This is a genomic window from Paenibacillus soyae (assembly GCF_024623455.1).
GTDB lineage: Bacteria > Bacillota > Bacilli > Paenibacillales > Paenibacillaceae > Pristimantibacillus > Pristimantibacillus soyae.
This window is the reverse complement of the sequence record NZ_JANIPJ010000004.1, coordinates 297,444-311,521: the sequence shown is the minus strand read 5'-3', so window position 1 is coordinate 311,521 and position 14,078 is coordinate 297,444. Positions and strand designations below refer to the sequence as shown.

13 protein-coding genes are annotated in these 14,078 nt (G+C 57.6%); 6 read left to right on the top strand and 7 right to left on the bottom strand.

The genetic code is table 11. From position 1 onward, the window contains the following. Window positions 1–56: 56 nt before the first annotated feature. The 4 genes from NQZ67_RS08280 (at window position 57) to NQZ67_RS08265 (ending at window position 5,610) form a co-directional block, all read left to right on the top strand. A complete protein-coding gene (locus tag NQZ67_RS08280) occupies window positions 57–1,409 on the top strand; it encodes an ABC transporter substrate-binding protein (RefSeq protein WP_371825278.1) in 1,353 nt (450 codons plus the stop codon). Window positions 1,410–1,589: 180 nt separating this feature from the next. Continuing rightward, entirely contained in the window at window positions 1,590–2,471 is an 882-nt protein-coding gene (locus NQZ67_RS08275; RefSeq protein ID WP_257444493.1) for a carbohydrate ABC transporter permease, read from the top strand. Window positions 2,472–2,492: 21 nt separating this feature from the next. Continuing rightward, a complete protein-coding gene (locus NQZ67_RS08270) occupies window positions 2,493–3,338 on the top strand; it encodes a carbohydrate ABC transporter permease (protein ID WP_257444491.1) in 846 nt (281 codons plus the stop codon). 10 nt (window positions 3,339–3,348) lie between these two features. Beyond that, window positions 3,349–5,610 (top strand): FAD-dependent oxidoreductase, encoded by a 2,262-nt coding sequence (locus NQZ67_RS08265; protein WP_257444490.1) that lies wholly within the window; start codon window positions 3,349–3,351, stop codon window positions 5,608–5,610. A gap of 93 nt (window positions 5,611–5,703) precedes the next feature. On the opposite strand, the gene NQZ67_RS08260 is transcribed toward NQZ67_RS08265, so the two are convergent. After that, window positions 5,704–6,990 carry an amidohydrolase gene (locus NQZ67_RS08260; RefSeq protein WP_257444488.1) on the bottom strand — a complete coding sequence of 429 codons (1,287 nt, stop codon included), beginning with the start codon at window positions 6,988–6,990 and terminating at the stop codon, window positions 5,704–5,706. A gap of 77 nt (window positions 6,991–7,067) precedes the next feature. Here NQZ67_RS08260 and NQZ67_RS08255 point away from each other — a divergent pair, with 77 nt between their 5' ends. Further along, on the top strand, window positions 7,068–8,063 hold the full coding sequence (locus tag NQZ67_RS08255) for a MerR family transcriptional regulator (RefSeq protein ID WP_257444487.1): 996 nt from the start codon (window positions 7,068–7,070) through the stop codon (window positions 8,061–8,063). A gap of 159 nt (window positions 8,064–8,222) precedes the next feature. Here NQZ67_RS08255 and NQZ67_RS08250 read toward each other — a convergent pair whose 3' ends face one another. After that, entirely contained in the window at window positions 8,223–9,509 is a 1,287-nt protein-coding gene (locus NQZ67_RS08250) for a galactokinase (RefSeq protein ID WP_257444485.1), read from the bottom strand. A 183-nt stretch (window positions 9,510–9,692) separates the two neighbouring features. On the opposite strand from NQZ67_RS08250, the gene NQZ67_RS08245 reads away from it, so the two are divergent. Continuing rightward, window positions 9,693–10,064 (top strand): VOC family protein, encoded by a 372-nt coding sequence (locus NQZ67_RS08245; RefSeq protein WP_257444483.1) that lies wholly within the window; start codon window positions 9,693–9,695, stop codon window positions 10,062–10,064. 357 nt (window positions 10,065–10,421) lie between these two features. Here NQZ67_RS08245 and thiD read toward each other — a convergent pair whose 3' ends face one another. From thiD to thiE, 5 genes are read right to left on the bottom strand one after another with little or no spacing between them, the layout of a single operon-like run. Then, complete coding sequence (thiD, locus tag NQZ67_RS08240; protein ID WP_257444481.1) at window positions 10,422–11,279, bottom strand: bifunctional hydroxymethylpyrimidine kinase/phosphomethylpyrimidine kinase; 858 nt, start codon at window positions 11,277–11,279, stop codon at window positions 10,422–10,424. A gap of 19 nt (window positions 11,280–11,298) precedes the next feature. Then, window positions 11,299–12,435, bottom strand: a complete 1,137-nt coding sequence (thiO, locus tag NQZ67_RS08235) for a glycine oxidase ThiO (RefSeq protein ID WP_257444479.1) — start codon at window positions 12,433–12,435, stop codon at window positions 11,299–11,301. Window positions 12,436–12,465: 30 nt separating this feature from the next. Further along, window positions 12,466–13,245, bottom strand: coding sequence for a thiazole synthase (locus tag NQZ67_RS08230; protein ID WP_257444477.1), 780 nt, complete (start codon window positions 13,243–13,245; stop codon window positions 12,466–12,468). A 4-nt stretch (window positions 13,246–13,249) separates the two neighbouring features. Continuing rightward, window positions 13,250–13,447, bottom strand: coding sequence for a sulfur carrier protein ThiS (gene thiS / locus NQZ67_RS08225; RefSeq protein WP_257444475.1), 198 nt, complete (start codon window positions 13,445–13,447; stop codon window positions 13,250–13,252). A gap of 11 nt (window positions 13,448–13,458) precedes the next feature. After that, window positions 13,459–14,076, bottom strand: a complete 618-nt coding sequence (thiE, locus tag NQZ67_RS08220) for a thiamine phosphate synthase (protein ID WP_257444474.1) — start codon at window positions 14,074–14,076, stop codon at window positions 13,459–13,461. Between the last annotated feature and the right edge of the window lie 2 nt (window positions 14,077–14,078).

The window sequence follows — 14,078 nt, the reverse complement described above, 5'->3', positions numbered from 1 at the left end:
GTCTTGCTATCCTTGATTTGCGTCACAACACAAGTCATTCAAGGAGGTCGTCGCTAGTGAGAAAAAAAGGCTGGTTCACAGGCATGGCATCGCTCATTCTCGTCATGGGCGTTTTGGCGGGATGTTCGGGGGGCGGCAATAACGGCAGTAACGGCGATGGAAGCAACGCGGGATCGGAGGCGTCCCCTTCGGCAGGCGCGCCGGCGGCATCGGGAGATCCGGTCAAGCTGACGATGTGGGGAGGCGTTCCGCCTGAAGCCGGTCCGCAGGCCGTTGTGGACGCATGGAACAAGGAGCATCCCGACATCCAGGTCGAATACGTGCGCTACGTGAACGATGACGAAGGCAACTTGAAGCTCGACACCGCCATGATGACCGGGCAGGACGTCGACTTGTTCGTCAATTACACAAGCTCGCAGGCAACCAAGCGGGTGGAAGCGGGACTCGCTCTGGATCTTGGCACGTTCGGCGATTATAACATCGACGAGAAGATGGGCCCGGACGCCAAGGGCTGGCAAATCAACGGCAAATACTACGGTTTGCCAACAACCAAAAGCGCGTATTTCGTAGCTCTCAACAAAGACGCCCTCGACGCGGCCGGACTTCCCGTTCCGAAGGATTGGACCTGGGACGAGCTGCGCGAATACGCGAAGCAGCTGAAGGCGGGCGGCGGCTACGGCTTTATTCAGAACCTGGAGCCGTTCGTCGATCCGATTGACTCCGTGCTTACGAAGGACGGCTACACGAAAGCGGACGGCACGTCGAATCTGGATCATCCGCTTGTGAAGAAGTGGCTGGAGACGCTGAACGCGATGATGGAGGAGGACAAAAGCACGCCGCCGCTCGGCGAGCAACTGACGTCTAAAATGCCGGTGGAGCAGGAGTTTCTGAGCGGCAAAGTGCCGATGCTCAATATCGGAGCATGGCTGCTGCGCAGCTCGAACAATTTCACGGATTTCCCTCGCGATTTCAAGATCGCCTTCGCTCCGGTGCCAAGACTGACCGACAACGCGGACGAATATGTCGCTCGCGGCGGGATCGGAGATTATATCTCCATCAACGCGAAGTCCAAAAATCAAGCGGCGGCATGGGAATTCCTGAAATGGTACGCGGACGGCGGCATGGCTCCGATGGCCGCGGGCGGCAGGCTTCCCGCATCCAAGGATGCCGATCAGGACGCGGCGCTGAACAGCCTGCTCGGCGACAAAGCCGACACGTACGACAAGGAATCGATGATGTACGTCTTGTTCGATAATAGGACGCCGACTTTCGTCAGAAGCCTGGATCAAGAGGTCGTGGACCTGCGATCACAAGAGTACGAGAAATATTTCCTCGGGGCGCAATCCGTAGACGAGACGCTTGCCGCTATGGTCGCCAGGCATAACGAGTACCTGAAGCAAACGAAATAGGGCGAATGCCCGCCGCACTCCGAATAGAACAATATTGTGCATGCGAATCGCGAGACCGCCCTTATAGGGCGGTTTTTTTGCGTAAAATCGTGGGATAAAGAAGATGGTTCTGTTCATTACCGATTCGCCGGGCCGTTGCTACACTAGGTGTAATTCCATGAAGAAACGGGGAACAGACACATGACGAACAACTGGATGCGAAGACAAAGGCTGCTCGGCTATCTCTTTATCGGCCCCAGTATGCTTGGCGTACTGCTATTTTTTTTGATCCCGGCCGCGTATTCGTTCGGTCTTATGTTCACGAATTACAAATTCATGAGCCCGAACGTCGAATTCGTCGGGCTGGACAACATCATCCGGCTGCTGAAGGACGAGATGTTCTATCTGTCGCTGAAGAACACGTTTTATTTCCTGCTCGCGGTTCCGGTATCGATCGTGCTCGGTTTTCTCGCGGCGGTCGTGCTGAACCAAAAAATCTATTTGAAGAAGCTGCTGCGCGGACTCTATTTCATGCCTTACATCACGAGCGGCGTTGCCGTCGCGTTCGTCTGGATGCTGCTGTTCCATCCGACGCAAGGTCCGATCAACGGCCTCTTGCGAAGCATCGGCATCGACGACCCGCCGGGCTGGCTGTCGACCACGACGTCGTCGATGGTCGCGATCGACATTATCTGGATCTGGTTCATGCTTGGCTACAACATGATCATTTATCTAGCCGCGCTGCAGGAGGTTTCGCCGGAACTGCTCGAAGCCGCCAAGATGGACGGGGCGAGGCCGGGCCAGATTTTGCGCAAAATCATTTGGCCGCTCGTCAGCCCCACGACGTTCCTGCTGCTCATTACCGGCCTGATTATGACGATCAAGACGTTCGGCATCATCCAGGCGGTCACGCAGGGAGGGCCGGGCAACAGCACGACGATTCTATCGCTCTACGTTTACCAGAATGCCTTCCGTTATTATGACATGGGCTACGCGTCGACAATTTCATGGGCATTGTTCATACTCATCTTGCTCATCACGCTGGCGCAATGGGTCGGCCAGAAGCGTTGGGTTCACTACTAAGAGGGAGAGGAGGACTAGAAGATGGAACTTAGAAAAAGGCTGACCTCCGAGGCGCCGAAGAAGCTTCTCGTTACGCTAATCATGCTGCTGCTCGCGATTGTGATGATCATTCCGTTCCTGTGGATGATCAGCACGTCCCTCAAGACGCCGGCCCAAGTGTTCGAATATCCGATCCGCTGGATTCCGGCCAATCCGACCTGGGAGCATCACGTGAAAGTCTGGACAGGCCCGAAGAGCTTCGGAACGTATTACTGGAATTCTCTCAAAATAGCGGTCATCGGCATGGCCGGCGCGACGTTCTTGTCGGCATTCGCCGCTTATGGCTTCGCACGGATCGAATTCAAGGGACGGAACGCGTTGTTCATGCTCTACCTGTCGATGATGATGATTCCGCCGCAGGTGCTGTTCGTACCGAAGTTTCTCATGTTCGAATGGGCGGGCATATACAACACGCACTTAGCGCTTATCCTGCCGGGGCTGTTCACGATTTTCGGCGTATTCATGCTCCGCCAGTTCTTTTTGTCCATCCCGAACGAAATAACCGAATCGGCGTTCATCGACGGCGCGGGCCACTTCCGCATCTTTTTTCGGCTCATCCTGCCGCTGGCGAAGCCGGCGCTCGCGACGCTCGCCATTATCGACTTCTCATGGCAATGGAATGATTACGAGAACGCGCTCGTATTCCTAATTGACGAGGAGCTGTACACCGTACCGCTCGGCTTGCAAAATTTCATATTGGAAAACACCGTCGACTATAACGGGATGATGGCGGCCGCTTCCGCCGGCATTATGCCGATGATCGCCGTCTTCGCGATCGGGCAGCGTTACATTATACAAGGCTTAACCAATTCTGCGGTCAAAGGGTAGGGTGAAGAAGATGCGTAACGAAATGGTGCAATCGGATATAACGGTAATCGGAGGAGGACTTGCGGGCGTCTGCGCGGCGGTGGCCGCGGCGAGGCTCGGCAGGAAGGTCGCGCTCGTGACCAATCGTCCGGTGCTTGGCGGCAACTCCAGCAGCGAGGTGCGCGTATGGGTGTGCGGAGCGACCGCGCACGGCACGAACCGCTATGCTCGGGAGACGGGCATTATGGGCGAGATGTTCGTCGAGAACCAATTCCGCAATCCGGACGGCAACCCGTACCTGTGGGATCTGGTCGTGCTGGAGACGGTGAAGGCGGAGCCGAATATTCGGCTGTTCCTGAACACCGACGTGCACGAGGTGGAGGCGGACGGCGGCGAGGATAATCGGACGATCCGCTCCGCGACAGGCTGGATGATGGGCTCCGAGCGGCGGATCCGCTTCGAAAGCTCCTATTTCCTGGATTGCACCGGCGACGGCTTGATCGGATTTTTGGCGGGGGCGAGGTTCAGGCTGGGGCGCGAAGCCGCCCATGAATTCGGCGAGGCCTGGGCGCCGGAAGCCGCGGACGACATTACGCTCGGCAGCACGCTGCTATTCTATACGAAGGACGCCGGACGTCCTGTCAAGTTCGTGCCGCCCAGCTTCGCCAAGGACATTACGAAGACGCCGATCCCGTTGAAACGGGTCATTCGAAGCGGCGATTCCGGCTGCCACTATTGGTGGATCGAATGGGGCGGCGAGCTCGATACGGTGCATGACAACGAACGCATCCGCGACGAGCTGTCGTCCGTCATCTACGGGATATGGGATTACATCAAAAATTCCGGCCGGTTCGAAGCGGATAATATGACGCTGGAATGGGTCGGATCGATTCCGGGCAAACGGGAATACCGCCGATTCGTCGGGGACTACGTGTTGAATCAGAACGACATTATCGGCCAAAGCCCATTCGAGGATCGCGTGGCGTTCGGCGGCTGGTCGATCGATCTGCATCCGCCGCAAGGGATGTACGCGACGGAGAGCGGCTCGAAGCATATGTACGCCGACGGCATCTACCATATTCCTTATCGTTCGCTCTATTCGGCTAACGTCGCGAATTTGCTCTTCGCGGGACGCGACGTCAGCGCGACCCATGTCGCCTTCGGGACGACGCGTGTCATGGCGACCTGCGCCGTCATGGGCGAAGCGGCGGGCACGGCGGCCGCGCTGTGCGCGGAGATCGGCTTGTCGCCGCGCGGGCTGTACGAACGGGAGCGGGTTCTTCTGCAGCAGACGTTGCTGAAGCAGGACGCGTCGATTATCGGGCTTGCGAACGAGGATGCGGGCGATCTGTCGCTGCGCGCGGCTTCGGTGACGGCCTCGTCCGTTCGCGGCCGAATCGCGGTGGAGGAGAGCGCCTGCGCGTATCCGCTCTTGCATGACGCGGGCATTCTCTTCCCGGTCGATCCTTCGTTCGACGGGCTGGAGCTGCTGGTGGATGCAGCCGCGGCAACCAAGCTGACGGTGGAGCTGTGGGATACGGGACTTCCGGAAAACTATGTGCCGCATTCGCTGGTAGCGGGCGTGGAGGTGGAGGTTCCCGCGGGCGAGGGCCAATGGGTGAAGGCGCCCCTCGGGTGGGAACCCGCGGGAGCGCGGAACGCTTTCATCGTGGTGCGCCGCAACGAGCAAGTCTCGCTCCGCCAATCCGACACGCCGTTCACGGGCGTGCTCTCGTTCGAGCGAGGCGCGGCCGCGCATGCCGTCGCGGAACTGGAGGACCACGACGCGTCGCAGCCGATCGTCGATTGGAGCATGAAGAAGCTCGTGCGCCGTCCATTCTGCTTCCGCGTATTGTCCGTCACGGAGGCCTATGCGCCCGGGAAAGCGGCAGGCGGCTACAGACGTCCGTTCGGCGGCCCTAATATGTGGGTATCAGAGCCGCTTGCGGGCGGAGCGGACGGAGAGCAATGGCTGGAGCTCCGCTGGGAGAGCCCCGTTCCTGCTTCGGAGATCATCTTAACCTGGAACGACGACGTGAACGAGGATCTTATCAACCTGCATCATCATCGCACGCCGTTCGAGGTGATACCCGAGCTAGCCAAGCGCTATCGCGTGGAAGCGCGTATCGGCGGAGCTTGGCAGGTGGTAGCGCAGGCGGATGACAATCGCCGCCGGACGAACCGCCTGAGGCTTCAGTCGCCGGTCGCCGCCGACGCCATTCGGATCGTCGTCGAAGAGACGAACGGCGCGCCATGCGCGGAGCTGGTGGAGGTCCGGGTGTATGGGGAGTAACGATACAAGGAGCGGAGGGCAGCCGAAAGGCTGCTCTTCTTGTCGATAGGCGGCTTCATGATGAGGCGATGCTCCAGAGTGCGCGGCCGAAGCTCAAACGCCGTCGACGATACGCTTGGCGCGGATTGACACTTGCTTGAACAGCTCGTCTTCGTCGATCGTGAGCAGCCGGCGGCCTTGCATCAACACGTTTCCATTCACGATAGTCGTGTCCACATCCGCGCCGTTGGCGCAGTAGGAAAGCAGCGAATAAAGATCGTGATGCGGCTGCAAATGGGGCTTTCTCAGATCGATTAGAATGATGTCCGCCTTTTTCCCAATCTCCAATGTGCCCGTATCATGTCCGATATGGAGCAGCTCCGCGCTGCCTGCCGTCGCCATGCGCAGAGCTTCCTTGGCGGGAAGCTTGGTGGGGTCGCCGTAATCCAGCTTTTGCAGCCAAGCGGCGGCCCGGATTTCCTCGAACATATCCAGCGTGGCGGCGCTGCCCGCCCCGTCCGTCCCTAGCCCTACGGTAATCCCTTGTTCGGTCATGTCCGTTATGGGGGCGATGCCGCAGCCAAGCTTCAGGTTGCTCACGGGATTATGGGACACGCCGCCGCGCATACCCTTTAAATACCCGATGTCGCGCCTGTTCAGATGCACGCCGTGCGCCAAGAGCACATGCGCCTTCTCGAACAATCCGAGCTGATACAAATATTCGGTTGGCGTTTGGTTATGCTTTTCCCGAATCATCCTCACTTCCTCTTTCGTCTCGGCCAGATGCGTATGCAATGGAATATTCTCCTGCTCGGCCAGCGCGATAACCTCTCGGAAGGGCTGCGGGGGGACGGTGTAAGGGGAATGCGGCCCCAGCATGGTCGTGATTCTGCCCTCGGCTTTGCCGCTCCACCGGCGGATTAAATCCATCGCCTCCAACATTCGCCGGCCTCCGTCATCTTCGAGGAAGACCAGCCCTCTTGTCAAAGAAGCGCGCATTCCAACTTCTTCGACCGCGATCGCGATTTCGTTCATGTGGATGTACATGTCCGCGAAAGCCGTCGTCCCGGATTTGATCATTTCGGCCATCGCCAGCTTAGCGCCCCAATACATGTCCTCCGGCGTCATTCGGGCTTCGGCAGGAAGCATCTTTTTGTCCAGCCAATCCATGAGCTTCAGATCGTCGGAGAACCCGCGCAGCAAGCTCATCGGCGTGTGCTGGTGGGCGTTGATCAGACCGGGCATGGCCGCCATGCCTTCGCCGTGAATCACCATGTCGGCCTCGGCGTTGATGGCAGGCTGAATGTCCGCTATGCGGGATCCGTCGATTAGGATGTCTCCGACAAACGGAGCTTCGGCTCCCAGCGTCAGGACAGTCGCGCCTTTTATTAGTTTCTTCATCGTGACAGCCTCCTTTTCTCGGGTTTATACTAAACGGTGACGTTAGGTGAGGGTCAAGCCTGAAAAAGGGGTTACTTATGAAAATCAAAGAAGTCGCGGATAAATTAAAAATATCGCAGCGGGCCATTCGCTTCTACGAAGCCAAAGGCCTCATTGCGCCGTCTAAACAAGACGACAATCAGTATCGGGTGTTTGACGAAGAGGACATTTGGCGCTTGCAGACGATTATTGCGCTGAGGGAAGCTGGCATGTCCGTTAGCGACATTCGGAACGCGCTGACGGATATCGAAGCCAATGGGAACAGCCAGCTGCGTCATTTGCTGGAGCTCCAGCGGGCCGTCATGTCCTCCAAGTGGGTCGAGATGAAGCAGATCATTCAAACAACGGACCAAATGATCGAAGCGCTCCGTAATGAACGCGAGCTTCCTCTCGACGATATTTATACACTGGCGGAAGGCTCGAGAAGATTGAGGGAGCAGCGGGCATGGGAGGACAAGTGGGGGTATGATCGTCTTGCCGGCGTTCATGATCAACGGGTTCAAGAGGAGGATAGAAAGTATAAAGATTACGACGAGGCGTTGCGCCTCATCGTAAAGTGGGTGTCGCCGTTACGCGGAGAACGAGGCTTGGATATTGGGGCGGGAACGGGCAATCTGGCAGGCCGCCTGACCGATGAGGGCGCGGTGATGGCGGGAGTCGACCAATCCAAGGAAATGCTGCGTGTGCTCCGGAATAAGTTTCCGAATATGGAATCCAAGCTTGGGAATTTCTTGGCGTTGCCTTACCTGGACTGCCAATTCGATTTCGTTGTTTCGAGTTTTGCCCTGCATCATCTGACGCGCGATCAGACGCGAATGGCCATTCAAGAGATGCGCAGAGTATTGAGACCGAAAGGCCGCATCTGCATCGCGGATTTAATGATGGACGGGGATAGTAGCGCGATCCATGAAGGGGATGAGGCGTATATGCCAGTCTCTGAGCTCATTGCGTTATTCGAAAGCTGCGGATATATTACGAAGCGTCTCGCAGTCAATCATGTACTGAATGTCATCCTTGCGGTACCGTTTCGCTAAAGCCGAAAAACCTTGACCTTGCGTTAATTGCGTTAAGGTACGCGCGGCAGCATCCGTTCTTAAAAGAAAGGCTCCCCTTATGGCAGGCAGGCGAAATCGCCTGTTGCCATAAGGGGAGCCTTCTCAAGCGGCTCGTCGACGAAGCCGACGCGCGATGTCCTACAGAAGCGTATTCAAGCAGACCGAGCCGATCTCGCGCACGCGAATCGTAAACAGCTCCGTGCCGGTCGTGCGGCCGATCAATTCCCGGTATTCCGCGACCGCCTCATGAGGCAGGACGGCGAGGATGACGCCGGCGAAGCCGCCGCCGTGCACTCGGCAAGCGCCGTCGCCGAGCCGATCGATGAAACGTTCGGTAATGGCAAGCGTAAGCGCTATGCCTTGCTCTCGGGACACCGATTCCTGATGGATGTTCTGCAGCCATTTCCAAGAGGAATTGCCGGAGTCGGTAATGAGCTTCAGCATCTTCTGCCACTCGCCGGCTTGGATGGCCTCTACCTGCTGCCCGACGCGTTCGTTCTCATCGAGGAAATGCAGCGTCCTCAGCACCGCGCGGTCTCCGGCCTTCTCGCGCAGCTCCGCAAGACGGCCGTACACCATCTCGGCAGTCAAATCGCGGCATACCTCCACGCCGAATGCTTGCGCCACCGCCCGCATCTCGTTCGGGATCGAAGCGTAATCCTCCGTCAGGTCCGCGTGATTGCCGCCTGTGCCGACGATGACCAGGCTGTAGCCCGCCGCTTCGAAGGTTCCGGGCACTCGCTCGATCTTCGGCTCCGTCGGCTCCTTGAAGTCGATGGTGATCATGCCGCCGTACGAGCAGGCCATCTGGTCCAGCATCCCGGAGGGCTTGTTCCAGTACAGGTTCTCGGCGTGCTTGCCGATGCGCGACATCATGACCGCATCCAGCTCTCCGTTGTTATAGAACGTGCTCAGAATTTGGCAGATCAAAATTTCGAAGGAAGCGGAGGAGCTGAGTCCGGAAGCAGGCAGCACGTTGCTGCTGACATAAGCGTTGAATCCGCCGATTTGGTAGCCGTGCTGCTGGAAGCCGTTCGCGATGCCGCGGATCAAAGCGGCCGTCCCGCCTTCGCCGGCCTGGGGCTCAAGTGCATCCAAACGGATGACGGTCACTCCAGGATACCCTTCGGAAACGACGGTGATGACACCCGTGTCCACTGCCGCCGCAGCCGCGATCGTGTCCAATTGAATGCTCGCCGCGAGCACCTTCCCATGGTTGTGATCCGTATGATTGCCGCCGATCTCCGTCCGGCCCGGGGCGCTAAAGTAGCTCAGCGACTCGGACTGCCCGTATTGGGCGCCGAAGCCTTCCATACATTTCCGGTACCTGTCAATCTGCAGCTCCCGTTCTTCGCCGCCGTACATTTGCTCCAGCAGCTGCTGAGCCTTTGCCGATTGAAATAGTTGTTCGAATTGCTCGTTCATATCTAGTGGTTCCTCCTGCTCCTTGCGGATGAATTGGTCGGTATCATGTCCATTGTACCGAAAGGGAGCGGTCAGGGGTAGGCTATTTAAGAAAGAAAAGGGATCGGAATCTAACTTTTAACTAGTTGACGGCTTGTGCTACTATGAATGAATAAACCAGCGATACGCAAAAGGAGAATCGATATGAAGCTTGGCGCATTTTCCGTAAGCTTGAACGTAAAGGATATTAAGGCCTCCAAGGCTTTTTACGAGAATCTAGGGTTTCAAATGTTGGGCGGTGACCTATCTCAAAACTGGCTTATTCTGAAAAATGAAAGCTGCGTTATCGGATTGTTCCAAGGCATGTTCGACAAAAACATTCTAACCTTTAATCCGGGCTGGAATGGAAATGGAGAGAATCTTGAATCCTTTACGGATATTCGGGACATTCAGAAGCAGCTGAAGGCAAGCGGAATGAAGCTGTTGACGGAAGCGGATGAATCGGGTGAAGGTCCCGCGCATTTTACGATCGAGGATCCGGACGGGAACCAAATTTTGTTCGATCAGCATCGATAATGCTCTTATCGATAAATGATAGATGGATGGAATTCATCCGGAACTCGCATTCTCTGCACCTGCTGGCCGAATTTCGAATCGAAAACGCGGAACGGGATTTTTTCGGAACGACGATCGAGGGTAGCTACAAAGGCAACAAGGAATTTATATTCATCACGAAACATCAAGACGCTATGTTAGTTTCCAATGACTATCAGAAAGAAATCGCAGAGATTAGATATTATTTACATAAGTTTTTGTACAAAGATTAAATTATCGTAAGCAGTTTTCGGGTAACGAAGCATTTAAAAACAGCGGCAGTCCTTGACTATTTTCTCGTCCAAGGAAAGCCGCTGTTTTTAATGATGGAGCCAGTGATCAAGCTAGAGACTGCTCGGCAGTCCATGCGCCAGGCGTTCGCTGCTGCCTGTAAGCCCAATGATTGGTAGGGCCTATGCCGCCGCCGATCTGAATGCCGTCCTCGATGGCCGCTTGGATAAAAGCTTTGGCCTGCTGGACGGCGAGCTCGACGCTCAAGCCATGCGCGAGGCCCGCAGTCAACGCGGCAGAGAAGGTGCAGCCCGTTCCATGGGTATGGACGGTATCGATCCGTTTGGCGGAAAACTCGGAGAAGCAATACCCGTCGTACAGCAGGTCGACGGCTTCCTCGCCGGTTTCATGCCCGCCCTTCATCACGACATACCGAATGCCGAGGTCGATAAGCTGTTTGGCGGCGTCGCGTTTGTTCGAGGCGTTACGGATCGTCATTCCGGTCAGCCGTTCGGCTTCGGGAATGTTCGGCGTGACGACTTCGACGAGGGGTAGGAGCTTCCTCTTGAAAGCCGACAATGCCGCATCCTGAAGCAGCACCGAGCCGCCTTTAGCCACCATGACGGGATCGACGACGACGCGCGTCCATTTGAATTCTTCCAGCGAAGCGGCCACCGCTTCAATGATTTCGTGACTGAACAGCATGCCCGTCTTCAGGGCGTCGACCCGTATATCGCGGCCAACCGAACGGATCTGCTCGGTCACGGCCTCGGGGCTTAGCGGATAGACGGCCTGCACGCCGGTCGTATTCTGCGCGGTAACGGCCGTGATGGCGGACATGCCGAATACGCCGAGCTCCTGGAATGTTTTCAAGTCGGCCTGAATGCCCGCCCCGCCGCCGCTGTCCGAACCGGCGATGGTTAAAGCACGGGGAACCTGGCGGCGCGAAGATTGTACATCTACCATATTGCGATCACCTCTCTTCTTAAGACATGTCGAATCGTCCGGGCGCAAAATACGAATAGTAGCTCGGCAAAGCTTTGTTCTCGATGCGATCGGCGACCAGCTTGGCGGTTATCGGACTTAGCAGGATGCCGTTGCGATAGTGGCCCGCCGCGAACATCACTTGCGCCGCAGGGTCGAGCCCGCCGAGGAAGGGGTATCCGTCCTGCGTGGACGGCCGGAGTCCCGCCCATTGATGGAAAGGAGCGCAATTCTCCAAGGCGGGAATCGCTTGCTTGTTCCAGCCACGCAGCCGCTCGATCCCGCGTTCTGTCACCGACGTATCGAAGCCCGCGACATCCTCCGAGGCGCCGCATACCAGCGTGCCGTTCGCTTTGGCTACCAAGTAGCCCTGGTTGCCGAACAGCATGTGGCGGACAGCCTTCCCGTCAACATCTCCGGCGACATCGTCAAGGGCGTAAGCGCAAATCTGGCCGCGGATCGGATAGATCGGCAGCGGAAGGTCGAAGGTTTCCGCTAGCTCCTGTGCCCAGGCGCCGGAGCATACGACAAGCCTATCTCCGCTGAAGCGACGGCCATCCTGCGCCTCGAGGACGATTCCGTTCCGCCACTCCAGCACCGATACGCGTCCCAGCTGCTCGTGGATGGCTCCTCCGGTCGACCGGCAGGCGTCCTCGAGCGCCCTCACATAATCCGGCGCGTAAAGATGGCTTTCTTCGGGCGTGTACAGCGCCGCTTTGACCTGACGCGACAGCAGAGGTTCCATGTCGAACAGGTCGGGGCCATCGATGATAGCGCCCGTTGATCCATGCTCGCGCTGCCATAATAGCCGGCCTTCCAGCGCCAGCCGATCGGCCTCATGGTAGCTTAAGTAGAGGCTGCCCGATTCCGAGTACTCGAAGGTTACGTCGGACCGCTCCCGCACCCGGCCTATCCAGTCCGGATAGAGCCGCAAGCTGTCCAGACAAAGCTGGAAGAAGGGATCGGGTCCTTCTACGTTTTCCGAGTAGGGTGCCAGCATGCCGGCCGCCGCTCCCGAAGCCTGGCCGCCGCATCGCGCCATTTCGAGCACGGTGGTTTGATAGCCGCGGCTTTGCAGCTCGAAGGCGACCGACAAGCCGATGACGCCCCCGCCCATAATGATGATGTGTTCACTCATATGCGCAACCAGCTTTCTGTCGTAAAAATTTTAGCTTAATTTCAGAGCGTCAAAACCGCTGCTGGCCGTGGCGTACTTCTTCTTGGCGATCCGGCCGGAGAGGTAGGACAGGCGGCCGGCCTCGATGCCCAGCCGCATCGCCCTCGCCATTAGAATCGGATCGCGTGCCTTCGCTACGGGCGTATTCATTAGAACGCCGGATACCCCAAGCTCCATCGCTTGCGCGACATCGGCTACCGAGCCAAGTCCGGCGTCGACGATAATCGGGACGGAGGCTTCTTCTACGATCAGTCCGATATGATAGGGATTCAGGATGCCGAGACCGGTGCCGATCGGCGCCCCGCCGGGCATGACCGCCGCGGCGCCGGCTTCCTCGAGACGTTTGCACAGGATGGGGTCATCCGTCGTATATGGAAGAACCGTAAAGCCCTCCTTAACCAGCTGCTCCGTCGCGCGCAGCGTCTCGATCGGATCAGGCAGCAGCGTCCGTTCGTTGGCGCTGATCTCCACCTTGATCCAGTCGCTTAGCCCGGACGCGCGGGCGAGCCGGGCGATGCGGACGGCTTCGTCCGCCGTGCTGGCTCCTGAGGTGTTGGGCAGGAAGGTGAACGCTCCTTGCTCGATATGCTGCAGAATCGAATCATCCTCCGCAGCGGACAGATTCACGCGGCGAATCGCGAAGGTCAGCACCTCGGCGCCGGATGCCTTGATCGCTTCTTGCTGAACGTAAGGGTTCGGGAACAATCCGGTCCCGAGGAACAACCGGGAAGTCAGCTCCCGTCCTCCGATTTGCCAAGTATCTTTTTTCATCGTGTCAGCCTCCTCCTACAAAGTGGACCAGCTCAATCTTGCTATCTTCGCGAACAAGCGTTGTCGCCCATTGCTCTCTCTTCAGCACGATACCGTCGGCCTCGACGACAATCGGTTTTTCCTGCAGCGCATAGTGGGCCACGATATCTTCAACCGTTTGAACCTCGAGCTGCTCCTGCTTGCCGTTGACGGTTATTTTCATTTCGTTCACTCCTATCGGTTCAGCTTCTTCAGGAAGGCCTCGCATGTCCCCTTGACGTCGGGGCTTCCCACAATCTCGCTTACCGCGCATATCCGAGTAGCGCCGGCGGCGATAACTTCGTCCACATTATGAAGCTTGATGCCGCCTATCGCGACGAAAGGAATTCGGATGCGCTCCGCTACCTGGTGGACATACGCTACCGTCACGGGATCGACCACATCCGCCTTCGTCGCGGTGGGGAAGACGGGGCCGACGCCGATGTAGTCGGCGCCTTGCTGCTCGGCGAGCAGCGCCTCTTCGATCGCATGCGTGGAAATGCCGATGATTTTGTCGCCGACCCGCTTGCGCGCCTCGACGAGAGGCAGATCGCCTTGACCGAGATGAATGCCGTCGGCGTCCGCCTCGAGCGCGATATCGATATGATCGTTGACGATAAAGGTGACGTTATATTGGCGGGTAAGCTCGCGCAGAGCCCTGGCTTTGGCCAGCAGCTCCTCGCGGCCGCTCGTTTTGTCGCGCAGCTGAATAATATCGGCGCCGCCCAGAATGGCTTCTTCCATGACCTCCACAAGCTCCCGTCCGGGATGGAATACTTCGCCCGTTATGGCATACAGCTTAAAATCTTTCATGT